The following is a 24,315-nucleotide window of genomic DNA, read 5'->3' on the forward strand; positions in this document are numbered from 1 at the left end:
GTCTGTTTCCTTCGATGGGTCGCAAGGCGCTGGCATCATAGACCTATCCGTTTGAGTGATTCAAGCGCACGCCATCGCCCCGAACGGCCTGAGTGACGGATGGCGCAACACTCCAAAACATCTGAAAAAGCATCTGATACTGTTTTTTACAGATGTCTTTTTTCTGTTCGTCATCACTGATTTCGCTCATGATGCAGGCCTTGTTCATTCGATGCCGCTTATGAAACGCTACGAAAAATTCGCCGCCGACATCTCGGAAATGATTCGCAGCGGCGTCCTGCCCGCCGGGGAAAAAGTCCCGTCCGTAAGGGTCGCGAGTCGCACCTGGTCAGTCAGCCCTGCGACGGTCTTCAAGGCCTATTACCTGCTGGAAGACAAGGGGCTGATTCAGGCCCGTGCACGCTCCGGGTATTACGTGCGCGAGCATGCCGCCAATGCACTGACCGAACCGGAACTGATCAGACACAGCAGCGAAGGCACCGAACTGGGCGTCAGCGACTTGATCTTTTCAGTGCTCGGCTCGCTCAAGGATCCGGACACTGTGCCGTTTGGCTCGGCGTTTCCCAGCCCGCATCTGTATCCGCTGGCGAGCCTGGCGAAGTCGATGGCTTCAGCTGTGCGTGCGCTGACGCCTGCGGGCATCGTCAGCGACATGACCACCGGAAACCCCGAACTGCGCCGACAGATCGCCCTGCGCTACATGATCAGTGGCGTGCGCTTGCCGGCTGACGAACTGGTCATTACCAATGGCGCGATGGAAGCCCTGAACCTGTGCCTGCAGTGCGTCACCGAGCCCGGCGACCTGGTCGCCATCGAAGCGCCGGCGTTCTATGCCTGCCTTCAGGTGCTGGAGCGCCTGAAGCTCAAAGCCGTCGAAATTCCCGTGCATCCGCGTGACGGGGTGGATCTGGATTCGCTGCAGGACAGCCTGACGCGCCTGCCGATCAAGGCTTGCTGGTTCATGAGCAGCTTCCAGAACCCACTGGGCGCGAGCATGACTCAGGAGAACAGGACCAGGCTCTACGACCTGCTGGAACAGCATCAAATCCCGCTGATCGAGGACGATGTGTACGCCGAACTGTATTACGGTGCCAAGGCGCCTCATCCGGTGAAAAGCCTGGACCGCAGCGGGCTGGTGATGCACTGCAGCTCGTTTTCCAAGACCCTCGCGCCCGGCTATCGGGTCGGCTGGGTGGCAGGCGGGCGTTACACCGAGCAGATTGACCGCCTCAAGCTCATGACCACCCTCTCCCCTTCGGTCCCTGCCCAGGCGGCGCTCGCCGACTACCTGAAACACGGCGGCTATGACCGCCATCTGCGTAAACTGCGCGACACCCTCGAACTGCAACAAGGCGCGATGCTCGCCGCTGCCGCCCGTTATTTCCCGGCAGCGACGCGCGTCACCCGCCCCGTCGGCGGCTACTTTCTGTGGTTCGAATTCCCTGAGCAGGTTGATTCGCTGCAGCTCTTTCAACTCGCGCTCGCACAGGGCATCAGCCTGGCACCCGGCCCGATCTTTTCCGCGTCGCGACGCTTCAAGAATTGCGCGCGCCTGAACTACGGCACGCCCTGGGATGAACGCAGTGAGCAGGCCATGGCGATGCTGGGGCGTATCCTCGCGTCGTTCTGAGCGTTTTAATGCCCCGCACAACAACAACTGATCCGTATTTTTAAGCTGTTTCTGAATCTGTACCAGAATCCGTTCGAACACGATAATGGCGGCGTATTCAAACGCGCAGGTCACCCGCCAGAAGCGAAGCCTGCGGCTCGTTACAGACAGATCGATCAGCAGGAGACGCTCATGGGCAAGCTCGGACTTTCTTTGATAGGTTTTTTATTGCTGGCAATCGCGGTCGGCTTGCTGGGGACTATTTCGCCGTATTGAAGCGCCGCAAGCCAGGAAGGCTGAACCCGCGTCGCCTTAGCGCCAAAACGAAAAAACCCGCCATAAGGCGGGTTTTTTCTTGTTCAAAGGCCTTGCACATCGCCTTTGAAGTATCGTCTGGCTCCACGACCTGGACTCGAACCAGGGACCCAGTGATTAACAGTCACTTGCTCTACCAACTGAGCTATCGCGGAATGAGCGCTATGTTACTGATTCGGAAAAGGAAGTCAAGCAGAGCGAAAAAAAATCCTGCTCGTTCATCCGTATACCATTTCCGGCCAGGCAGGGCACAGTTCGGAAGACTGCCTGCAACACAAGGTTGCCTACTTGATCCGGTAGTGAAAGGTGTTCTTCACCCCGGACACTGTCACTGCCCTGCCCTCGACAATCCTTGGCTGATAACGAAAGGTCTGCGCTGCGGCCAGTGACGGGCGCATGAACAACGGGTGGCAGGCGCCCTGCACTTGCGGGTTGACCACTGTGCCTTGCGGCGACACATCGTAGACCACCGTGCAATCACCCTCGATGCCCTTGTCCAGTGCCCGTTCGGGATAGTCCGGGGCCTCCTTGCTTAAAGGCTGATACTGGCTGCTGTCGGCGGCGGCAGCCTGTTGCTGTGCTGACTGTTGCGCAAGGCGGGCACGCTCGGCGGACTGGCGCGCCTGTTCAGCCTGACGCTGCTGCTCGATCTGCTGACGTTGCTGTTCGGCCAATTGCTGTTCCTGTTGCTTGCGCTGCTCGGCCTCGCGCAGGCGTTGGGCATTCTGCAGTTGCTCGCGCTCACGCTTTTGTTCTTCGACGCGCTTGCGGGCCAATGCAGCCTGTTCGGGTTGACGCTGCGGCGCTGCCTGCGGTTGCGCGACTTCGACCGGTTTGCTGACCGGCAACGATGCCTGTGCAGGTGGCGGTGACGGCATCTGAACAGGCTCGGTTACCGGTGCCGCCGCTACTGGAACCGGCTCAGGCGCGGGTGCTGGTGCTGGCGGCAGGATCAGTAATTGGGTGGTCAGGGTTCTGATCTGTTCGGGCGGCTTTTCACTGGCGCTCCAGCCAAGCATCAGACCGCTCAACAGCGCGCCATGCAAAGCCAGCGCGACCGCTGCCGCGAGGCCATTGCTGCGCAGCCAGGGCACGTTCATCCATTCGCGGCGCGGCGGGTCATAGTCGAGGGTCAGGGTGTTCATTGCGGCGCCTCGGTCACCAGCCCCAATTGCGTCACACCACCGCGTTGCAGCGCCGCCATGGCCGCGACCACCCGACCATAATCGGCCTTGTCATCCGCGCGGATGAACACTTGCGTGTCGTTGCGCTCGGCCACCAGTCGGGCAATGCGCGCCTGCATGTCTTCCAGGCTCGCGGCCTGATCGGTCTGCGCCTGAGTGTCGACGGTATCGCCCAGGTTCCAGTAGTAGCCGCCCTGCGCCTTGACGGACAGGGTCACTATGCGTTGCCGGGTGTCGGTGACGAGCGCTTCGCTGGCGACTTTCGGCAACTCGATTTTCACGCCCTGGGTGAGCATCGGCGCCGTCACCATGAAAATCACCAGCAGCACCAGCATCACGTCGATGTAAGGCACGACATTCATTTCGGCCTTCGGGCCATGTTTGCGTTGCGGTTTGACCAGCATGACAAGTCCTCAGGCCGCAGCGGCCATGTTGCGTGTCAGGCCCTGCAGGGTGCGATTCAGGCGCACCTGCAGTTCGTTGCCAAAGCTGTAGTAACGCGCCGTGAGGGTCTGGCCACGCGCGGCAAAGCGGTTGTAGGCGATTACTGCCGGAATGGCCGCGAACAGGCCGATGGCGGTGGCGATCAGCGCTTCGGCAATCCCCGGCGCGACCGTCGACAGCGTGGCCTGCTGCACCTGCGACAGGCCGATGAAAGAGTTCATGATCCCCCAGACGGTGCCGAACAAGCCGATATACGGACTGACCGAGCCTACCGTGGCGAGAAACTGCAGGCCTTTTTCCAATTGCAGCTCTTGCTCACTGATGGCGACCTGCAGCGAGCGTTCGACGCCGGAAAGCACCACGTCAGGCTCGATGCCCGGCCGCTGCTTGAGCTGCAGGTACTCGGCGTAACCCGCCGCGAAGACCTCTCCGATTCCGCCAGCGTCGCGCTGCTCAGAGGATGCCTGGGCCTGCAGCGGCGCCAGCTCGGCGGCGCTGCGAAAGCGTTGCTGAAAGGCATCCATTGAGCGCTCGTAGTGACGCAGGGCGAGACTGCGCTGGATGATCAGGAACCAGCTGACCAGCGAGGCAAGCAGCAAAATCAGCATCACGGCCTTGACCAGCAGGCTGGCATCGCTGATCAGACCCCAGATGGTCATGTGTTCGAGAGTGGCGTGCATCGGGGTAGTCCTCTGTAATGGAACGAATGATTAGCACCGCTTGATGACAAACGACTTACGGCAGCTTCAAGGTCTTCATCACCTCGGCCCACGGCACGAACTTGAAATTCTGTGCCTGTTCGGGCATGCGCTTGCGTCCGTCCTGAACCACCAGCATGCCTTTGCTCCAGGGGCCGCCGAGGTTCATGGCGGTCACTTCGATGCCGTCGGTTTCCGAGGTGCCGTCGATCCCCGCCTTCTCATTGAGGCCGACCCGAAAAGCACCGCGCAGTGCATAGGGCGGCTCGGCATCCACCACCACATAGCTGTCGTTGCCCTGACTGGAGATCAGCAGATAGTCGTGGCCATCACTCTGGTACAGCGCCAGCCCCTCGACATCGGCGTGCACCACTTCACCCACCTTGATCACGCTGGACAGCGTCGCAGGCTGATCCGCCCGCGCATCGACTTCCCAGACGCCAACGTCTTCTTCACCGAGAAACAGGCGCTGACGCTGATCATCGGCCACGCAGCCTTCCGGCTGGGTTTCGACCTTGAAGCGGCGTACCAGCTCGCCTTTCGCCTTGCCGTCCGGCGCGCTGAGCCGGTACTGGAGAAAGCTGCCGTCCTTGCCGTTGGCGAAGGCATACAGCTCGCCACTGGCGGGCTTGAACAGGCAGACGCCGTAGATTTCCGCCAAAGGCGTGGCAATTTCCCCCGCCTCACGAAGCGTGCCGCTGGCCCGGTCGATGCTGAACAGACTGAGGCTGTTGCGATCGCGATTACTCGCCACCGCCAGGTCGACGTTCTTGTTGCCCAGCATGAAACCGGGGCGCACATCGACATTGTTCAAACGCCCGACCGGCAGCTCCTGCAACTGCTTGCCGCTCAGGTCGTAAGCCAGCAGACCCTGCTTCTTGTTGGTGCCCAGCACCCGGCTGAGTGCCGGGTTTTTCGGGTTGACCCAGATCGCCGGGTCGTCGGCAGCGTCACCCTGACGCCCGACCGGCTGGCTCTGGCTGGCGGGCATGACACTCGGCAGCGGCGCAGCAACGGCGACCGGTTTGGGCGTCCAGTTCAGCGCCCCCAGATACAGGCGCTCGCCGTCCTTGTCATTGACCAGCACCTGCAGACCGCCCTTGTCCTCATGCACCGAGAGACCTTCGGGCTTTTTCAGGTTCATCAATGACAGATCGGCCACCGGCGTCCAGGCTGCCTGCTGTTCCTGGCCCTGCTGTTGATAGAGATGCAATGCCTTGCCTTTCGGGTCCAGCGCCAGCAGACCGCCAGGCACAACGGCCATTGCTCCGGCGGCCTGTTTCAGCTCGCCGAACGGCTCGCGCAATGCCACCGGCTGCCGGGCGACGTCGGCCTCGGGATGCGCCGGGTAGGCCCACCAGCCAATGTTCGCTTCATTGACGAACAACCTGTGCGCGGCATCATCGACCTGACAAAACTCGGCGTTGGGAGGCAGCGGCAGATTGCGCACCAGACGCGGCTCGCCATTGAGCCGGTTGTTCGCACCAATCAGCCATTGCTCGCCCTTGCCCTCTTCGCCCACCAGGAACACAAACAGGTTGCTGGCGTCATCGCGGTACAGACACAGACCGGCCACTGAGTAGTCGCGTGCTGGCAGGTAGACCGGCTTCGACCACTGCCTCGTCGCCGGATCGAGCTGGGTCAGCAGTGCCTGTTGACGCGCGTTGTCCAGCGTCGCGACCAGAACGCTGTCGCCCGTTGAGCGGCTGTCGAGCCCTTGAAATGAACCCGGCATTTTTGCCAGTTCGCGGCCCTGTTCATCCAGCAGCAACAGCCCTGTCTTGACGCTCGCGGCCAGACGCCGACTGCCGTCGCTGCCCGGCACGAAGGCGACGGACTGAGCCTTGAACGAGGCATTTTCGGCCCAGCGCGTCAGGTTCAGGTCCATCGGCGACGAAGCCTGCGCAGCCCCGGCCGCCAGGCACAGCAACAGCGCCAGGCACACTGGCTTGGGTGATAACGAAATCATCATGAACGGTTGAATCCTTTGAATGAGCGCTTCAGTTCGATCAGAAATGGGTGAAGGTCAGGCCGACCTTGTAAGTCGGGCCGTACTCTTCGTACTGGCCGTTGTAGGCACGATGGCCGCTGTAGACGAAATACGGCTGATCGGTGAGGTTCTGCGCCTCGAAGCTGACCTTGAGGTTCTTCGTCAGTGAATAGCGCGCGCTGAAATCCACGAAGGTCTGCGCGTCCACGTACTGGTCATGATCCTTGTCGCCGATCGCCGCCAGCTCGTAGAGGTAGGCCGACTTGTAGTTGGCGGACAGACGCAGACTGAGCTTGTCGTTCTCCCAGCCGAGCATGACGTTGCCGACGGTTTTCGACTGGCTGGGCAGGTCGATATCGCGCGTGCGATTGGTGCCGGTGCTCTGGTCGAAACCGTTGATGCTCGCGTCGGAGCGGCTCAGCGTGGCGTTGGCGCCCAGCAGCAAACCGTTCCACGGTGAAGGCAGCCAGTCGAGCTTCTGCGAGTAGGCCAGCTCCAGGCCATACAGCTTGGCCTTGTCGCCATTGGCAAAGGTGTTTGCTTCGGAGAAGTTCGCCCACTGCCCGGTGCCCGCCAGGTCAGTGTTGTAGACGAAATTCTGGATGTCCTTGTAGAACACGAACGCCGACACCGTGCCGGCGCGACCCATGAAGTGTTCGATGCCCAGGTCGAGGTTGCTCGACTCCAGCGGCTTGAGATTCGGGTTACCGAAAGACGCTTCGTCATCGTCGATCACAAAACCCGGTGCCAGTTGCCCGAACGTGGGACGTACCACGGTTTTGGTCCACGCAGCGCGCAGTTGGGTACTCTTGTCGATCTGATAACGGGCATGCAGGCCCGGCAACCAGTGGTGATAGCGACGGTTGGTAGTATTGGACTCGAACGCGCCATCACGCACACCGGTGCCCTTGGCGTCCATTTCCGTGCCTTCGTAGCGCAGGCCGGCAATGAAGCGCCACTTGTCGACATCCAGGGTATTCATGAAGTAACCGGCGTTGATGTCTTCGTTGATCTTGAAGTCATTGGCGCGGCTTTCGGCCTCGTCGTAGGCGTCAGCAGCGTTGAGGCCACCGATCAGCCCCTTGATCGCACCGGGGCTGATGCCGCTGCCGAAATTGCCCAGCCGGTAATCGATGTTGCCTTTCTGGAACTGCGTCAGGTTCAGTTGCTGGTCGCTGAAACCCAGGTCATCGAAATCCTCGTATTTCCAGACGTCCAGGTCGTTGCTCTTGTCGCGGCGGCTGACCTTGCCGCCAAACTTGAACTGCGAGGCATAGCCCTTGAAATCGTAATCGCGGGCCAGGTCGAGGCGCAGGTTCTTCTCGGTGTCCTGGGTGTACTGCTTTTCCCGGTCGACCTTGTCCAGGGTGAAGTTCGAGTTGTCGTAGAACGCGGAGCCGACAATCGGCCGCGGCTTGTCGCGGTCATAGAAACCGCTGTCGGCAAAATCATCGTTGCCGACGAACGTGGCGCCTGCGATGTGGCTTGGACTGTCTTCGCTGGATTGGCTGTAACCGGCCTGGCCGCTGAGGGTCCACAGGCCGACCATGCGCTCGCCACCGAACACGTAGGACTGGATTTCCTGGGTTTCAGTACGCGCCTTGAGCTTGCGCGTGCCCTCGGCATCGCCGGTCTGCCCTGCGCTCTGCGCATCGGCAAACTCGAAACCGTTGGTGGTACGGACTTCGTTGTCCTTGAAGCGGCTGTACAGGGTGCGCAGGTAATACTTGCTGACGTCATCGGGCCGGTAATCGAAGTTCAGGCCGCCACCGGCGCGCTCGCGGCTGATGTCGTAGTCGCGCTGTTCGAATGATTGCAGCCGCGCGCCATCCCAGTCACCGCCGGTTTCGACGTTGTCGGAGCCGAAGTCACGCTTCTGCCAGCTCAGCGCTGCCGCCACACCGAAGTTGTCGATGCCGTCGCCGAGGCTGAAACGGTTGCTCGCCGCGCCGGAAAACTTGGGGCTGGTCTGACGGGTGTTCTTGTCGTAGCTGGCTTCGCTGCTGCCGGTGTAGAACAGGCCCTTGTGGTCGAAGGCCGAGAGGCTCTCGACATCGATGGTGCCCCCCAATGAATTGGCGTCCATGTCCGGGGTCAGGGTCTTGATCACTGACAGCGATTGCACCAGTTCGGCGGGCAGCACATCCAGTGCCACGGCGCGTCGATCACTTTCCGGGGCGGGTACCATCGTGCCGTTGATGGTCACGCTGTTCAGGTCGGGGGCCAGGCCACGAACGGTGACAAAGCGCCCCTCGCCCTGATCGCGCTCGACGCTGACACCCGGCAGGCGCTGCACCGCTTCGGCGACGTTCTGGTCCGGTAACTGCGCAACACCGTCGGCATGCACCACGCTCTTGATGCTGTCGGAGCTGCGTTGCTCCTTGAGCGCGTTGTCGATGCTCGCGGCCTGCCCGACCACTTGCACGTGCTCGGTGGTATCGGCTTCGGCGGCCTGCAAGCGTTCGCTGCTGATGGCAAACGCCAGCGCGCTGAGTGTGAAACCGACCAGTTGGGCCCTGCTGCGACGCCTGTGCATGTAAGTCCTCCCCCATAATCCCGACAGGCCAGGCAAATGGCCCGGCAACTGGAGGCGCAAGCTAGAGTCGTGCAGTGACGGTTCTGTGACAGGTAACGGGCGCAGGAGCTGAAAACAGCGGGTTCAGGGGGTAACGGGCAGATAAATGAGCTGATTTGACTTTCAGGCGGCGTATGAAAAGCCGACGTCTAGGTATGCGTATGTGAATCTCGTCCCCACGCTCCGCGTGGGAATGCAGTTCGTGACGCTCCGCGTCACACAGCGGCTCTGCGACATAAGGTGGATTCGGGTTCGACTCAGGTCACCTTTTCGCCCCTCGGCGGCTCACTTTGAAGGACCAAAGTGAGCAAAGTCCCCGCTCCTGTTTCCGGCCCGACTTCGTCGGATTCCTTCGCCCTGTCACTGATCCGGGGGTGGCGTACAAGCCAGTCGCGTAGAAAAAACCTGCAACACACGTGAGCTGATTCGACCTTTCGCGGTTCGCGTTACCCGTCACCGAAGTGTCATGTGCATCTGTTCTGCTGGCCGATAATCAGCACCTCGGAAGCCGTCTGCTCATGTTCAGGATCATCCAACCTCATCGCTGGAAACTCGCCGTGCTGATGGTCGCCTCCAATCTCGGCCTGCTGGCGTTTCTGGCATTCGGCACCGTCAAACATGTCAGCGAATGGCAGTGGCTGGACATCGTCGGTGAAGGTGGCTCTGCCCTGCTGTCGCTGGTCTGGCTGTTTCTGGTGTTCAAGAGCAGACCGGCCGGCCGGGTGACCAATTACCTGTCGATCGGCCTGAGCTGCGTATTCTTCTCGTGGTGGATCGACGCGCTCGACGAGTTCATCCGCCTGCCCGCCGAGATCGAATGGGATCACTGGCTGGAATCCGGCCCGATGCCGGTCGGTCTGATCCTGTTGACCCTGGGCATCTACCACTGGCATCGCGAGCAACTGGCAATCAGTGCACAAATGGAAAAGCGCGAGCGCGGCTTCCGCGAGCATCGGCTGTACGACAAACTCACCCCGCTGGGCAGCGCCGACTACCTGAAGCGCCAACTGGTGATCAGCCTGGAACAGAGCGTCTGCCAACAGCAGCCGCTGTCGCTGCTGGCACTGGACGTAGATGGTTTCAGCGCAATCAACAATGCCTTCGGGCATGCCGAGGGCGATGAGGTGCTATCAGCGCTCAGCCACTTGCTGGTGCTCAATCTGCGCCGCCAGGACCTGCTCTGCCGTCTGGCCGGCGACCGCTTCGTGGTGTTGTTACCCAACACCGGAGAAAGCCAGGCGAAGCTGCTGGCGCTGGAGTTGCAGCAGGCGGTTGCCAGTCTGGCGCACAAGACCCGGCAACAGGGCGAACGCATTCATCTGTCGGCCAGTGTGGCAGTCGTCATGGCACTCAATGAAACGCCGGACAATCTGCTACGCCGCCTCAATCTGTCGTTGGCCCGCGCCCGACGCCCTCTGACCTGCACTGCCTGAGCGCCGGCCATGACGCTTAAAAGTGACTGGTACGAAGTCGACAGCCGCTTCATCCCCGGCCACTACCAGCCGGCTACGCTGATTGACCTGGCCTTGTCGCGTGGCATTGACAGCCATCGCCTGCTCAAAGGCACCGGCCTGTTCTACGAGGACATCGTTGCGGGCAAGACGCGTCTCAGTCCGCAGCAATTCTTCGTCCTGATCGGTAACGCGCAACGTCAGATGGAAGCCGACGACACCAGCTTCCTGTTCGGCCAGCGACTGTTTCCCGGCCACTACGGCGCGTCCAGTCACGCGCTGCGTCATGCGCAAAACCTGCATCAGGCGCTGGAGATACTGATCCGCCAACAAGCGCTGCTCAGCCCGCTGCTGATACCGCGTCTTGAGCTGGACGAACAGTTCGCCTATCTCTACTGGCTGGACAGTTGTGGCGCAGGTGAACAGCAACGCTTCCTGCTCGAAGCCGGCATGACCGCACTGGTCGCGATGAGTCAGTTGCTGAGCGGTGAGCGTCTGCCGTGGGAGTGCAGTTTCTGTCACGAAGAACCACGCTACATCGAACAGTACTGGGTTCATCTGGGCGAAAATACGGCATTTGGCCGCCCGCTGGACATGATGCGCCTGCCCAGGCATTACCTCACCCATGCCTGGCCGGGCGCCTCCCCTACCGCCGTGCAGGTTGCGCAACAGGAAGCCGACGGGCAACTCGCAGTGCTGGGCATGTCGTTCAGCCTGCTGGATCGCTTGCACCAGCACCTGCGTGACCATGTGCGGCAGGCCACCAGCCTGGAACAGGTCGCTCACGCCTTTGCCATGAGCCCGGCCACGCTGAAGCGCAAGTTGCACAAGCACGGTACCCATTTTCAGGCGCAGCACGATTTGGCGCGCAAGCACGTCGCGCTGTACCTGTATCAGATCAAAGGCATGAGTAACGAAGCCGTGGCGGACTACCTGAACTTCAGCGATCCGGCCAATTTCCGCCGTTCGTTCAAACGCTGGACCGGCAGTACGCCTACCCTGATCCAGCGCCTGTTCAACTTCGAATGAGCATGACTCAGCGCTGCACGCACAGCTTGTAGCCCAGGCCATGGGCCGTATGCAGCAACGGCGTATCTTGCCCACCGTCGAGTACCCGCCTGAGGACATGAATGTTGCTGCGCAAGCTGCTGCTGTTCGGGGTGTCACGGCCCCACAGCGCCTCTTCCAGCTCGCCTCGCTTGACGATATGCGGGCTTCTGCGCATCAGCAGTTCCAGCAGTTTCATGTTGGTCGGGTTGAGCTTCAAAGGCACGCCTTTGCGTGTGACCTCAAGGGTGTCCAGATCGAACTGCAGGTCGGCAACCACCATCATCCGGTTGTCCTTGCGCTGCCGCCGGCTGACTATCGCGTCTACCCTGGCGAGCACTTCGGACATTGCAAACGGCTTGGTGATGTAGTCGTCGGCCCCTACCTTGAAACCGGTGAGCCGATCATCCAGTTCATCGCGCGCGCTGAGCATCACAATCGCGACGTCTGACTTCGAGTACTGGCGCAGGCTGTGACAGATCTGATTGCCGTCGATGCCTGGCAGCATGATGTCGAGAATGATCGCATCGAAGCGTTTCGAGGCGGCCAGATGCAGCCCGCTCAGGCCATCCAGCGCCCCTTCTACCGCATGCCCCCTGAGCTCGAAGAATTCCAGAAGGTTATCGTGGATATCACGGTGGTCTTCAATAACCAGAATGTTCATTGCGCGCCTTGTCATTTTTCTACCCGGCCGATCGGGACCCTGTTGCCAATGCGTCTGCAGGCCCAGTGACGAATGCGTCCTGCCTGTCGACGGACACTGCCTGGCGAATCGGCTGTTGCAACCTGGATCGACCGTAGAAGCACAAGGCAACCAGCAGCGTGCTCAGCCACACCACAATACCCGCCCAGAAGGTGTGCGACATGAAGTGCCAGCCTTGCAGCACCCGCGTGGTGCCGTAAATCATCCCGAGCAGGAGAATGGCCGCCAGCAGAATGTTCGAATGCCGCCAGCAGTAACGACGAGCTACGAAGTACAGGGCCAGCAAACTGAATGCGCTTGACGCATGACCGCCCGGCCAGCATCGCCCGGCGCCTGCCTCGTGCAGCAGGTTGAAGTTCCTGAACCACTCGATGTGCGCCTGGCTGCCACCGTACAAGGTGGTCTCGACGGGGCAGTAAACGCTGGTATGACTTTTCAGGTAATGGATCATGCCGGTGCTCAGCGCAAAGGCAACGACGACAAAGAAGAAATCCAGCCGGTGCCTGCGTGCAAAGCGCAGAAAGGTGCCCAACCGAGAGCCCGTCAGCCGCCTCGCGAGGCGCGAATCATCATGTTTTTCCAGCAATGGCCAGACAAAGGACAGCATCGCACCAATGATTGCCAGCTCACCGGTCCAGTTCGGGATGATTCGCGCCCATCTGTGCGTGATGTTTTCGAACAGATGGCTCTGGCCGATGGGAAACACCCCGGCCGTCGAATCAAAAAACAGGTTACTCAGTTGCCGGTCGATCGTGGTCAGGTCGAAGGTGACGAAGACCAGTAGAGCGAAAAACACAGGCACACCCAGGTTTATGCCGTAAAACCGCAGCCTGGCGCTGGAAGATGTCGTCAATTGAATTGCTCGCTGTTGAGGTTTGCCCATTGCCCGGCATTCAGGGCGCCGAGAATTTTCGGCTGGTGGGTGCCGTCTATTTGCACGAAAAACGCCTGGGCGTACTCACTGGAGCGCTCGCCGCCAGGTACGCCGACCTTGCGTTCGAACTGGTCGATGCAGCCACTGTGCGTCACCAGCACCATGTTCTCGCCACTGACCTTGTGGGCCTGCACAGCCTTCATGAAGCCGCTGTCACAGTCGTTGATCCAGTCCTGGCCGGCCACCGCGTGCCCTGCCAGCAGTTGCGCAGTCTGTTGCGTGCGGGTCTTGGGGCTGGCGATCATGCGCACGTGGTCCATGCCCATTTTCTGCAGCCCGGCACCTACCGCCAGCGCGGCATCGCGGCCGTTGAAGGTGATGCCGTCGGCGTCGCTCATGCACGGGTTGCTTGAACGATCACAGCGTTCGGCATGGCGAATCATCACGACCACGTTGCCTTGTCGCCAGTGCTCGCGAAGACCGGAAACGCTCAGGTTGCTGCCGACCCCCAGGTCCACCACATGCACGCCCGAGAACGCCGAGTAGAACCAAGCGCAGATAGCCGTCAGCACGACGGCAACGGACATCGATACGATGTTCCGATGCAATTTGTAGCGCTGGCGAATGCTCGAACCGGGAAGCACATTCTTGTTGATTATCGTGTCGGTCAAGGGACCACTCCTGCCATGAACCTATGTGTGGCGTTGACACGGGCGGTGCCCGAGGCCTTCGCCGCTCCCATGCAGGCAAGATAGGTTCAGCATCGTCCCGACTCAGTGAAGAAGATGTGAAAAACGTGTTGTGGCCGAGCGCCATGTTTTTCGCGCGAGGGCTCTGGAATGGGGGTTTGCGATTTTCCGGACGCGAACATGAAGATAATTTAAGCGTTTTCCCCGAAAGCACCGTGCCCATCGGGACGGTCTGGGCCTGACCTACGCGTCTGCTGCAGCTGCGGCGCGCAAAGGATTAGCCACTAAAACGCTTATCGTTTACCATGCCGCGCGTCGGTTTCCGAGAGGAACTAACAGGGAATTCGCACGCCTTCTTCCACCAGGCGAAAACGAAACTGCCCCCCTAACTGTAGGCACCGAGCCTGCTCCATGACTGCCACTGGATCGTGATCCGGGAAGGCCGGAGCAAGGCGATGACATGCCAGTCAGGAGACCTGCCGACCCGATTCAACCAACTAACCGGCGGGGTGTCCGGGAAGGACATCCGCACGCGTCGGCATTACCTGTCGTGCCCGGACATTATCCGGGGATGTGTTTCCTGATATGCATTGCGCCCTGGCACCTGCTCCAACGGAGACCGCATTCCATGTCGCTGCCCCGCCTCGCCGCACTCGCTGTCAGCCTTACGTTGTCCACCCTGGCCCTCGCCGCACCCACCCAGTATCCGCTGACCATCGAAAACTGTGGCACGCCCCTGACCTTCACGCATGCGCCAGCCAGGGCTGTGACCATTGGCCAGGCCGGCACCGAAATGCTTTATGAACTGGGCCTGGGCGACAGGCTGGTCGGCACCTCGCTGTGGTTCAACAACGTGTTGCCACGCTTCAAGGCGCAGAACGACAAGGTCGAACGCCTGGCCGACAACGACCCCAGTTTCGAAGCGGTGATTGGCAAGCGACCGGAACTGGTGGCCGTGCAACTGGAATGGATGGTCGGTAAACAGGGCGTGGTCGGCACCCGCGAGCAGTTCCATGACCTGAAGATACCTACTTACATCCTGCCTTCCGATTGCGAAGGCAAGGACAATCTGGTCGGTGCCGATGGCACACGCCTGGAGCCGTTCCGCATCGAGACCATCTACAAGAGCATCGAACAACTGGCGCAGATTTTCGATGTGCAGGATCGCGGCGACGCGCTGGTCACAGACCTCAAGGCCCGCCTGAGCGCGGCGATTGCCAACGTCAGGCAGAACAAGGCGAACGACGTCTCGGCGCTGTTCTGGTTTTCCAGTTCCGACCTCGCCAGCGACCCTTTCGTGGCAGGCCGCAAAGGCATCCCGGACTTCATGCTCAACAGCCTGGGCATGCGCAATATCGTTAAGTCCGACGAAGAGTGGCCAACCGTGGGCTGGGAAACCATTGCCAAGGCCAACCCGAGCATTCTGGTCATCGCCCGCATGGATCGCCGCCGCTTTCCGGCCGACGACTACCTGAAAAAAATCGAATTCCTCAAGTCCGACCCGGTGACCCGCAACATGGATGCGGTCAAGCATGACCGCATTGTGATCATCGACGCCGAGGGCATGCAGGCTGGCCTGCGTCTGTTCACCGGGTTCGAGGAACTGGCTGACGCCGCCAACCGTTTCAACGCTGCCAAATGAGATTGCCGATAGCATTGATTCATGTGCTGTGGGTCTCGGCAGTGCTGTTGCTGGCGATCATGATCGGCGCAGCGATCGGCGAAACCTCGATCAGCCTGAGCGTGGTCTTTCAGGTGCTGGCCAATAAAATCTGGGCCGCCGGCTATGTGCTCGACCCTATAGATGAAGGCATCGTCTGGAACTACCGGTTGACCCGCGCCATTGTCGCAGCCGCCTGCGGGGCCGGGCTGGCGATCTGTGGTGTGGTGTTGCAATCGTTATTGCGCAATCCGCTGGCAGACCCGTATCTGCTGGGGATTTCCGCAGGGGCCTCGACCGGCGCGGTACTGGTCGCGATTCTGGGCTTCGGTGCAGGCGCGATCTCGATGTCGGCGGGCGCCTTTGCCGGGGCCGTGGCAGCGTTTTCGCTGGTTGCCCTGCTGGCGCACTCTTCACGCGGCACCACGGCAGCCGGGCAGATCATTCTGGCCGGGATCGCCGGGTCGCAACTGTTCAATGCCCTGACCTCTTTTCTGATCACCAAATCCGCGAGCTCCGAGCAGGCACGCGGCATCATGTTCTGGCTGCTGGGCAACCTCAGCGGCGTGCGCTGGCACTCGGTCTGGCTGGCAGTGCCGACGGTGCTGGTCGGTCTGCTGGTGTGCCTCTGGCACCGGCGTGCGCTGGACGCATTCACCTTCGGCAGCGACTCGGCGGCGTCACTGGGAATCGCGGTACGGCGCGTGCAGATCATCCTGATCGCCAGTGCTGCGCTGGTCACCGCAGTGATGGTCTCGATTGTCGGCTCCATCGGTTTTGTCGGGCTGGTGATCCCCCACGCGGTGCGTATGCTGGTCGGTGTCCGCCATGCCCGGCTGGTGCCGCTGAGTGCCTTGAGCGGCGCACTTTTTCTGATCGCTGCCGACATCCTCTCGCGCACGCTGATCAAGGGGCAGGCGCTGCCGATCGGCGTGATTACCGCACTGATCGGCGCACCGGTCTTCGCTTTGATTCTTATCCGGGGCAACAGCACGCGATGAACGCCTTACGCCATCAGCTCAGCGCACCGGTACTCGGATGTTCCGGTCTGGGCTATTCGGTACGTGGCGCGGCGCTGCTGCGCGATGTCGACCTGAGCATCGCCATGGGTGAAACCCTGGCCGTGGTCGGCCCCAACGGTTCGGGCAAATCCACCCTGCTCAAACTACTGGCCGGTATTCAGAAGCCGGTCAGCGGCGCGGTCAGCCTGGGCGGGCAAGCGCTTGAGGCGTTGAGTCGCAGGGACGTGGCGCGCCTGCTGGCGGTGGTCGAACAGCAGGCTGAAACCAGCGACGCCGTGACCGTACTGGACGCCGTCGAACTGGGCCGCACGCCCTGGCTGTCGGCACTCGAGCCGTGGAGTGCCGAGGACGATGCAATCGTTCGCCAGGCGTTGCAGGACGTGGACATGTTGCACATGCAAAAACGCGCCTGGCACACCTTGTCCGGTGGCGAGCGGCAGCGCGTTCACATCGCCAGGGCGCTGGCGCAACGGCCGCAGATCCTTCTGCTGGACGAACCGACCAATCATCTGGACATCCAGCACCAACTGACCATCCTCGGCCTGGTCAGAGCCTTGCCGGTGACCACCGTGATTGCCCTGCACGATCTGAATCAGGCGCTGGACTGCGACCGTGTGGCCGTCATGGAAAAGGGTCGGCTGGTCGCGCTGGGAGCGCCGCTTGAGGTGCTGACCCCGGAACGCTTGCTGAGCACCTTCGGCGTCGTGGCGCACTGGCTGACCGACCCCAGTGACGGGGCGAAGATTCTGCGCCTGCGCTCGCGCTGAAACCACGCCGATGGTCAGTCCGGCACCTGCCGCAATCTGCAACAGGTGCACCGCGCGGTCTGTGGCACTACAATGCGCGCTTTGCCCGCAGCCGGATCCCGTTGCCATGTCGTTACCCAAGCACCACCTGGAATTGCTCAGCCCTGCACGGGATGTGACCATCGCCCGTGAAGCCATCCTGCATGGTGCCGATGCGGTGTATATCGGCGGGCCGAGCTTTGGTGCGCGGCACAACGCCTGCAACGAGGTCAGTGACATTGCCGATCTGGTCAAATTCGCGCACCGCTATCACGCGCGAATCTTCACCACGATCAACACCATCCTCCATGACGACGAGCTGGAGCCCGCGCGCAAGCTGATTCACCAGCTTTACGACGCCGGCGTGGACGCGTTGATCGTGCAGGACCTTGGGGTGATGGAGATGGACATTCCGCCCATCGAACTGCACGCCAGTACGCAAACCGATATCCGCACCCTGAGCCGGGCGAAGTTTCTCGATCAGGCCGGTTTCTCGCAACTGGTGCTGGCCCGGGAGCTGAATCTGCAGGAAATCCGTGCAATCGCCGACGAAACCGATGCGGCCATCGAATTCTTCATCCACGGCGCGTTGTGTGTGGCGTTCTCCGGGCAGTGCAATATTTCCCACGCGCAAAACGGCCGCAGCGCCAACCGTGGCGACTGCTCGCAGGCCTGCCGCCTGCCGTACACCCTCAAGGATGATCAGGGTCGCGTCGTGGCTTTTGAAAAGCATCTGTTGTCGATGAAAGACAACAACCAGAGCGCCAACCTGCGTGCTCTGGTGGACGCCGGCGTGCGCTCGTTCAAGATCGAAGGGCGCTACAAGGATGCGGGCTACGTAAAAAACATCACCGCTTATTATCGCCAGCGTCTGGACGAGATTCTTGAAGACCGCCCTGACCTTGCACGTGCTTCCAGCGGCCGTACCGCGCACTTTTTCGTGCCGGACCCGGAAAAGACCTTTCATCGCGGCAGCACCGATTATTTCGTCAGCGACCGCAAGATCGACATCGGCGCGTTCGATACGCCGACCTTCACCGGTCTGGCGGTGGGCACCGTTGAAAAGCTCGGCAAGCGCGACCTGATCGCCGTGACCCATGAGCCGCTGTCCAACGGCGATGGCCTCAATGTGCAGATCAAGCGTGAAGTGATCGGCTTCCGTGCCAACATCGCCGAGCTCAAGGGTGAGTTCGAAGAGGACGGCCAGAAGCGCTGGCGCTATCGCGTAGAGCCCAACGAGATGCCCGCGGCCCTTTCCGGCCTGCGCCCCAATCATCCGCTGAACCGCAACCTGGACCACAATTGGCAACAGGCACTGCTCAAAACCTCGGCCGAACGTCGTATCGGTGTTCAATGGCAGGTCACGCTGCGCGAAGATCGCTTGAGCCTGAAAGCCACCAGCGAAGAAGGCGTAAGCGTCACCGTCGGTCTTGATGGACCGTTCGGCACGGCCAACAAACCCGAGCAGGCGCTGGATCAGTTGCGCGACCTGCTCACTCAACTGGGCACCACGATCTATCATGCCCAGGACGTCAGGCTTGACGCGCCACAGGCGTTCTTCGTGCCCAACTCGCAGCTCAAAACCCTGCGCCGCGACGCCATCGAGGCACTGACCGAAGCGCGCATCAAGGCTCATCCGCGTGGTGGTCGCAAGGCCGAGACGACTCCGCCACCGGTGTACCCGGAGTCGCATTTGTCTTTTCTGGCCAACGTCTACAACCAGAAGGCTCGCGACTTCTATCATCGCCACGGCGTACAGCTGATCGACGCGGCCTATGAGGCCCACGAAGAAACCGGCGAAGTGCCGGTGATGATCACCAAGCATTGCCTGCGCTTCTCGTTCAACCTATGCCCGAAACAGGCCAAAGGCGTGACGGGCGTACGCACCAAGGTCGCGCCGATGCAACTGGTGCACGGCGATGAAGTGCTGACCCTCAAGTTCGATTGCAAGCCTTGCGAAATGCACGTGATCGGCAAGATGAAAGGTCACATTCTCGACTTGCCGCTACCCGGCAGCGCGGCGGCCAAATCGGTGGTCGGGCACATCACGCCGGAAGACCTGCTCAAGACTGTGCGTCAGCGTTCTCCGCACTGATCGGTACAAGGGGTTGGCGTCCTGCCGGCCCCCTTCCGTCTTCTGACAAAGTCCTCTTAAAAAACACGCTCCATATGGGTGGTGTTCCACACCGGATCGCTTTCCACATCGGTCACGGCAAAGCCCTGTTTCTCCCAGAAACGGATCGCGCCGGGCAGAAACGGATGGGTGTGCAGGTACAAAACCTCTATACCACCCGCCTCGGCATGCGCCCAGAGCGCCTGACACAAGCGGCTGGCCAGCCCGTCGCCGCGAAACTGCGGCGTAACGAACAGACGCACGATCTCGACGGTTCTGCGCCCGCGGTAATCGAACTGCGGGAAACGATGATCGTAAGGCAGATAGCCCACAGCCGCGATGATCTGCCCTTCACAGCGGGCAATCAGAAACTTGCCGTCCTCACCGTCCAGATACACCTGCTCGAAGCAGGCCAGATCGGGCGGAACGGTGACAGTATCGAGCAGGGGGAAAATCCCGGCGCGCGCACGCATGACGAAATCGACGGTGTGCGGGATCTCGGAGGGGTGTACTTCAGTGATGGTGATGTTCATGAGCACTGACTTTATGGGGAATTGCAGGGTGATACAAATGTTACGCCAGACTTGGGCTTTTGGACGCACTGCTTGGCTATAGAGCAAGCGGTGCGACGCAGATTTGTGACGCGGAGCGTCACGACAGGCATTCCCACGCAGAGCGTGAGGAACGATACGTTCAGGCTATCGCCTTCTATGTGGGAGCGAGCAGGTAATGCCGCGCACAGCTTTACAGCGCAAACCCTTCAATGCGCACCAATGCAAGGCAGGAAAAATCCTGCGCCGGATGCGGCTGTAAACGCTGCTCGGCCGCGCGGGCATTGCCAATGCGCGTTTGTACCGCTGTCGGCGCAAGCTGGCACAGCCCCTGCATATTCCTCGACAACCCCACCATGAATGTGGTCGGGCTGCCCCGGCTGATCGACGTGGATCGCCAGTCTCGCAGAGATCAGAGGGCTACTCGGGTGCTTCCGGCAACGTGGCTCGATGGCACCCCCGAACACCCAATAAGACAACAGGCAAAGGCGCCTGGAACCGAACGGTTCCGGGCGCTTTTTTTTTGCTTTGAAAAACCTGATTGGCCTCGGCCGGGACTCGCTATGAACACCACAGTCTTCCCCCTCAACGATGTAAAAACCCTGATCGTCGTCGGTAATGGCATGGTCGGGCATCATTGCGTCGAGCAGTTGATCGCAGGCGGCGCACTCGAGCGTTATCGCATCCATGTCTTCGGCGAGGAAACACAGCGCGCCTACGACCGCGTGCACTTGTCCGAATACTTCACCGGTCGCGACGCCGAATCGCTGGCCATGAGTGAGATGTCCGTCTACGAGCAACGCGGCCTGACGCTGCACCTCGGCGTACCAGTGCTGGAGATTGATCGTGATCGTCACGAGATCATTACCGCCGAAGGTTGCTTCGGTTACGACAAGCTGATTCTGGCCACCGGCTCATACCCGTTCGTACCGCCTATCGAAGGCGCGCGAGGCAATTCCCGGCTGGTCTATCGCACGCTGGAGGACCTGGACGCCATTCGCTATGCCGCGTCGAAAGCCCGCCGTGGCGTAGTAGTCGGCGGTGGTCTGCTGGGGCTGGAAGCGGCCAATGCGCTTAAATCGCTGGGGCTGGAAGCCCATGTCGTCGAGTTCGCGCCGCGTCTCATGCCGGTGCAACTGGACGACCACGGTGGCGCTGCATTGAAGGCGCGTATCGAAGCGCTGGGTGTCGGCGTGCATTTATCCCGTGCCACGCAGTCGATCAGCGACGGCAAGCAGTACCGCTATCGCATGAACTTCGCCAATGACGAGTTTCTGGAAACCGACCTGATCGTGTTCTCCGCCGGTATTCGCCCGCAAGACGCCCTGGCCCGTCAGTGTGAACTGGCGCTTGGCCCGCGCGGTGGCATCGCCATCGACGAGCACTGCCGTACCAGCGACGCCGATATCTATGCAATCGGCGAATGCGCAGCCTGGAACGGCAGCGTGTTCGGCCTGGTCGCGCCCGGTTATCAAATGGCCCGTGGCGTGGCAGCGCAGTTGTGCGAACAGGATACTGACGCCTTCTTCGGCGCCGACATGTCGACCAAGCTCAAGCTGCTGGGCGTGGATGTCGGCTCCATCGGTGATGCGCACGGTGCGCTGGCCGGCGCCGTCAGTTATCGCTTCATTGACGAAGCCACCGCCAGCTACCGTCGCCTGGTGGTGTCGGCCGATGGCAAACAGGTGCTCGGCGCTGTACTGGTCGGCGATAACAGCTATTACGACACGCTGCTGCAATATGCGCAGAACGGCATCCCCCTGCCGGCCGACCCATCGAGCCTGATTCTGCCGCGTGGCGGAGGCGCACCGACGCTGGGCGCCGACGCCCTGCCCGCCACAGCGACCATCTGCTCCTGCCATAACGTCAGCAAAGGCGCCGTCTGCTCGGCCATCGACAATGGGTGCACCGATCTGGCCGGAATCAAGTCCTGCACCAAGGCAGCCACCGGCTGTGGCGGCTGCACCGCGCTGCTCAAACAGGTTTTCGAACATGAGTTGACGGCCCGCGGTGTGGCGGTCGACAAAAGCCTGTGCGAACACTTCGCCTACACCCGTCAGGAGTTGTACTCGATGGTCCGCGTGGAAGGCATCGAGACCTTTGACGAACTCCTGACTCGCCATGGCAAAGGCGCGCATGGCTGCGACATCTGCAAGCCCGCAGTCGGCTCAATCCTCGCGTCGTGCTGGAACCGTCCCATCACCGAACCTTCGCTGGTGCCACTGCAGGACACCAACGACACCTTCATGGCGAACATGCAGAAAAACGGCACCTACTCGGTGGTGCCACGTATTCCGGGTGGTGAAATCACCCCGGACGGCCTGATTGCGATCGGCGCGGTGGCGAAAAAATACGACTTGTACACCAAGATCACCGGCGGCCAGCGCATCGACCTTTTCGGCGCACAACTGCACGAGTTGCCGGATATCTGGAGCGAGCTGATCGAGGCAGGCTTCGAGACCGGCCATGCCTACGGCAAGTCGACCCGTACGGTTAAATCCTGCGTCGGCAGCACCTGGTGCCGCTACGGCGTGCAGGACAGCGTCGCCATGGCGCTACGCATCGAGGACCGTTACAAGGGCCTGCGCTCGCCGCACAAGCTCAAGTTCGCCGTATCCGGCTGCACCCGCGAATGCGCCGAAGCGCAGAGCAAGGACGTCGGTGTGATTGCCACCGAGAACGGCTGGAACCTTTACCTGTGCGGCAACGGCGGCATGCGTCCGCGTCACGCCGAGCTGTTCGCCACCGACCTGGATGACGAAACCCTGATTCGTTACATCGACCGTTTCCTGATGCTCTACATCCGCACCGCCGACAAACTGCAGCGCACCTCGGTCTGGCGTGAATCGCTGGAAAGCGGCCTCGACTATCTCAAGGCGGTCATCATCGACGACAGCCTGGGCCTGGCCACCGAGCTGGAGTCGCAGATGCAACTGGTGGTCGACCGCTACGAATGCGAATGGGCCAACGCCCTCAAGGACCCGGAAAAACTCAAGCGTTTCCGCACCTTCGTCAACGACGGGCGGGCTGACCCCGACGTGCAGTTCGTCAAGGAACGCGCCCAGCGTCGTCCGGCGAAACCCGAAGAGCTGGCCCTTATGCCATTGTTCAAGGAGGTGGTGTGATGAACGCGTCTCAGACAATACTCGCCGGCAACAATGCTCCCGAGGCACCGCACCTGCACTGGCTGCCGCTGTGCGGACGCGAAGATCTGGTCGCCAATTCAGGCGTCGTGGCGTGGCTGGACGGCGCACAGGTCGCGCTGTTCTATCTGCCCGAAACCGCAGGGGGCGAACAGCTCTTTGCCATCGACAACCGCGATCCAAAATCGGGGGCCAACGTGATCGGGCGTGGTCTGATCGGTCAGATCGCTGGCGAGCTGGTCATCGCCTCGCCTTTGTACAAACAGCACTTTCGCCTGCACGATGGCAGCTGCATCGAATACCCGGAACAGCGACTCGACGTCTGGCCGGTAAGGTTCAAAGGTGATCACGTAGAAATTGCCGTTTAATCGGCGATGCCGGGAGCAGGCAACCTGGTCGCGGGCAGACCAGGTTGCGGCGTGGCATGACTTGCAGCTTATTGAAGCTCGGAGACCAGCGCCTTATTGAAACCCTGCGGGTCTTCCATCTGCGGGGCGTGGCCCTTGCCCTTGAACTCAACCAGCCTGGCGCCTGGGATCATCTGCGCCACCTGCTTGCCCAGCACCTTGTAATTGCCGATCTTCGCCTTGACCTCAGGCGGTGCGATGTCGCTGCCGATGGCAGTGGTATCGGCATCGCCAATCATCAGTACCGTCGGCACCTGCAGTCTGGGAAACTCGTAGAACACCGGCTGGGTGAAAATCATGTCGTAGATCAGTGCCGAGTTCCAGGCCACGATCTTGTGACCCGGCCCTTTGTTCAGGCCGGCCAGCATGTCGACCCACTTGTCATATTCAGGCTTCCAGCGGCCATCGTAGTAGGTCTTCTGCTCGTAGGCGTGAATGCCTTCGGCGGTGGTCTTCAGCTCGCGCTCATACCACTGATCGACGCTGCGGTAAGGCACGCCCAGGGCTTTCCAGTCTTCCAGACCGATCGGGTTGACCATCACCAGCTTCTCGGTCTGCTTCGGGTACATCAACGCATAACGCGTGGCCAGCATGCCACCAGTGGAGTGGCCGACCACCGACACCTTGTCGATACCCAGCTTTTCAAGCAGCGCATGAGTATTCATCGACAACTGCTGGAAGCTGTACTGGTAGTGCTCCGGCTTGGTCGAAGTACAGAAACCGATCTGATCAGGTGCGACAACGCGATAGCCCGCAGCACTCAGGCCCTTGATGGTGTCTTCCCAGGTCGCAGCGCAAAAATTCTTGCCATGCAGCAGCACTGCGGTGCGGCCATTGGCCTTGCCCGTGGGTTTGACATCCATATAGCCCATTTCCAGGGATTGGCCCTGCGAATCGAACGGAAATTTCAGCAGCGGGTGAGGATAAGCGAAACCTTCCAGTTGCTGACCATAGCCGGGTGTTTCAGCCAGAGCCGTGCCTGATAGCGCCAAAGACATCAACACACCGGCAATCTTTGCAGCCCGCATAGGGGCACCTCCTGTAAATGGAATCAA

General features: G+C 60.9%; 20 protein-coding genes, 1 tRNA gene and 1 riboswitch. Of the genes, 9 read left to right on the forward strand and 12 right to left on the reverse strand.

The window, feature by feature from the left end; genetic code table 11:
- Positions 1–43: 43 nt before the first annotated feature.
- A complete protein-coding gene (locus BLR20_RS27725) occupies positions 44–190 on the reverse strand; it encodes a hypothetical protein (protein WP_156357965.1) in 147 nt (48 codons plus the stop codon).
- Between the two features lie 30 nt (positions 191–220).
- On the opposite strand from BLR20_RS27725, the gene mapR reads away from it, so the two are divergent.
- Positions 221–1,630 carry a GntR family transcriptional regulator MpaR gene (mapR, locus tag BLR20_RS06030; RefSeq protein ID WP_032613009.1) on the forward strand — a complete coding sequence of 470 codons (1,410 nt, stop codon included), beginning with the start codon at positions 221–223 and terminating at the stop codon, positions 1,628–1,630.
- Between the two features lie 373 nt (positions 1,631–2,003).
- On the opposite strand, the gene BLR20_RS06040 is transcribed toward mapR, so the two are convergent.
- The 6 genes from BLR20_RS06040 to BLR20_RS06065 all read right to left on the reverse strand — a co-directional run bounded on the left by BLR20_RS06040 (position 2,004) and on the right by BLR20_RS06065 (position 8,776).
- Positions 2,004–2,079 (reverse strand) — tRNA-Asn (locus BLR20_RS06040).
- A 129-nt stretch (positions 2,080–2,208) separates the two neighbouring features.
- A complete protein-coding gene (locus BLR20_RS06045) occupies positions 2,209–3,069 on the reverse strand; it encodes an energy transducer TonB (RefSeq protein ID WP_054993827.1) in 861 nt (286 codons plus the stop codon).
- Positions 3,066–3,512: a protein TolR gene (gene tolR / locus BLR20_RS06050; RefSeq protein ID WP_032612613.1), complete on the reverse strand. Its 447-nt coding sequence runs from the start codon at positions 3,510–3,512 to the stop codon at positions 3,066–3,068. Before tolR ends, BLR20_RS06045 begins: the two co-directional genes overlap by 4 nt.
- Positions 3,513–3,521: 9 nt before the next feature.
- Entirely contained in the window at positions 3,522–4,232 is a 711-nt protein-coding gene (gene tolQ, locus BLR20_RS06055; protein ID WP_032612611.1) for a protein TolQ, read from the reverse strand.
- A 55-nt stretch (positions 4,233–4,287) separates the two neighbouring features.
- On the reverse strand, positions 4,288–6,222 hold the full coding sequence (locus BLR20_RS06060; RefSeq protein ID WP_054993826.1) for a phytase: 1,935 nt from the start codon (positions 6,220–6,222) through the stop codon (positions 4,288–4,290).
- A gap of 37 nt (positions 6,223–6,259) precedes the next feature.
- Positions 6,260–8,776 (reverse strand): TonB-dependent receptor, encoded by a 2,517-nt coding sequence (locus BLR20_RS06065; protein ID WP_054993825.1) that lies wholly within the window; start codon positions 8,774–8,776, stop codon positions 6,260–6,262.
- Between the two features lie 557 nt (positions 8,777–9,333).
- Between BLR20_RS06065 and BLR20_RS06070 the strand changes: the two genes are divergently transcribed.
- Both BLR20_RS06070 and BLR20_RS06075 read left to right on the forward strand, forming a co-directional pair.
- Positions 9,334–10,248, forward strand: a complete 915-nt coding sequence (locus tag BLR20_RS06070; protein ID WP_010431885.1) for a GGDEF domain-containing protein — start codon at positions 9,334–9,336, stop codon at positions 10,246–10,248.
- A gap of 9 nt (positions 10,249–10,257) precedes the next feature.
- Positions 10,258–11,295 carry an AraC family transcriptional regulator gene (locus BLR20_RS06075; RefSeq protein WP_010431886.1) on the forward strand — a complete coding sequence of 346 codons (1,038 nt, stop codon included), beginning with the start codon at positions 10,258–10,260 and terminating at the stop codon, positions 11,293–11,295.
- A gap of 7 nt (positions 11,296–11,302) precedes the next feature.
- Here the strand turns inward: BLR20_RS06075 and BLR20_RS06080 are convergent, their stop codons facing one another.
- Genes BLR20_RS06080 through pmrG form a run of 3 tightly spaced genes read right to left on the reverse strand, consistent with a single transcriptional unit; the run spans position 11,303 to position 13,561 of the window.
- The gene (locus BLR20_RS06080) at positions 11,303–11,977 is read right to left on the reverse strand and encodes a response regulator transcription factor (RefSeq protein ID WP_054993824.1); all 675 of its coding nucleotides are present in this window, start codon (positions 11,975–11,977) and stop codon (positions 11,303–11,305) included.
- Between the two features lie 19 nt (positions 11,978–11,996).
- On the reverse strand, positions 11,997–12,899 hold the full coding sequence (locus BLR20_RS06085; RefSeq protein ID WP_054993823.1) for a phosphatase PAP2 family protein: 903 nt from the start codon (positions 12,897–12,899) through the stop codon (positions 11,997–11,999).
- Entirely contained in the window at positions 12,866–13,561 is a 696-nt protein-coding gene (gene pmrG / locus BLR20_RS06090) for a lipopolysaccharide core heptose(II)-phosphate phosphatase PmrG (RefSeq protein WP_054993822.1), read from the reverse strand. Before pmrG ends, BLR20_RS06085 begins: the two co-directional genes overlap by 34 nt.
- A gap of 317 nt (positions 13,562–13,878) precedes the next feature.
- Positions 13,879–14,077, forward strand: a riboswitch (cobalamin riboswitch).
- A 130-nt stretch (positions 14,078–14,207) separates the two neighbouring features.
- On the opposite strand from pmrG, the gene BLR20_RS06095 reads away from it, so the two are divergent.
- The 4 genes from BLR20_RS06095 to BLR20_RS06110 all read left to right on the forward strand — a co-directional run bounded on the left by BLR20_RS06095 (position 14,208) and on the right by BLR20_RS06110 (position 19,141).
- Entirely contained in the window at positions 14,208–15,221 is a 1,014-nt protein-coding gene (locus tag BLR20_RS06095) for an ABC transporter substrate-binding protein (protein WP_010431890.1), read from the forward strand.
- Positions 15,218–16,240: a FecCD family ABC transporter permease gene (locus tag BLR20_RS06100; RefSeq protein WP_054993821.1), complete on the forward strand. Its 1,023-nt coding sequence runs from the start codon at positions 15,218–15,220 to the stop codon at positions 16,238–16,240. The genes BLR20_RS06095 and BLR20_RS06100 overlap by 4 nt, the downstream gene beginning before the upstream one ends.
- Positions 16,237–17,028 carry an ABC transporter ATP-binding protein gene (locus BLR20_RS06105; RefSeq protein ID WP_054993820.1) on the forward strand — a complete coding sequence of 264 codons (792 nt, stop codon included), beginning with the start codon at positions 16,237–16,239 and terminating at the stop codon, positions 17,026–17,028. The genes BLR20_RS06100 and BLR20_RS06105 overlap by 4 nt, the downstream gene beginning before the upstream one ends.
- 106 nt (positions 17,029–17,134) lie before the next feature.
- Positions 17,135–19,141 (forward strand): peptidase U32 family protein, encoded by a 2,007-nt coding sequence (locus BLR20_RS06110; protein WP_054993819.1) that lies wholly within the window; start codon positions 17,135–17,137, stop codon positions 19,139–19,141.
- A gap of 56 nt (positions 19,142–19,197) precedes the next feature.
- Here the strand turns inward: BLR20_RS06110 and BLR20_RS06115 are convergent, their stop codons facing one another.
- Positions 19,198–19,692, reverse strand: a complete 495-nt coding sequence (locus BLR20_RS06115) for a GNAT family N-acetyltransferase (protein WP_010431899.1) — start codon at positions 19,690–19,692, stop codon at positions 19,198–19,200.
- Positions 19,693–20,273: 581 nt separating this feature from the next.
- Here BLR20_RS06115 and nirB point away from each other — a divergent pair.
- Together nirB and nirD are read left to right on the forward strand one after the other, a co-directional pair.
- Positions 20,274–22,835, forward strand: a complete 2,562-nt coding sequence (gene nirB, locus BLR20_RS06120) for a nitrite reductase large subunit NirB (RefSeq protein ID WP_054993818.1) — start codon at positions 20,274–20,276, stop codon at positions 22,833–22,835.
- On the forward strand, positions 22,835–23,221 hold the full coding sequence (gene nirD / locus BLR20_RS06125) for a nitrite reductase small subunit NirD (RefSeq protein ID WP_054993817.1): 387 nt from the start codon (positions 22,835–22,837) through the stop codon (positions 23,219–23,221). Before nirB ends, nirD begins: the two co-directional genes overlap by 1 nt.
- 68 nt (positions 23,222–23,289) lie before the next feature.
- On the opposite strand, the gene BLR20_RS06130 is transcribed toward nirD, so the two are convergent.
- Positions 23,290–24,288, reverse strand: a complete 999-nt coding sequence (locus BLR20_RS06130) for an alpha/beta fold hydrolase (protein WP_054993816.1) — start codon at positions 24,286–24,288, stop codon at positions 23,290–23,292.
- Positions 24,289–24,315: the final 27 nt, after the last annotated feature.

The sequence above is a fragment of the Pseudomonas congelans genome (assembly GCF_900103225.1).
Classification (GTDB): domain Bacteria; phylum Pseudomonadota; class Gammaproteobacteria; order Pseudomonadales; family Pseudomonadaceae; genus Aquipseudomonas; species Aquipseudomonas congelans.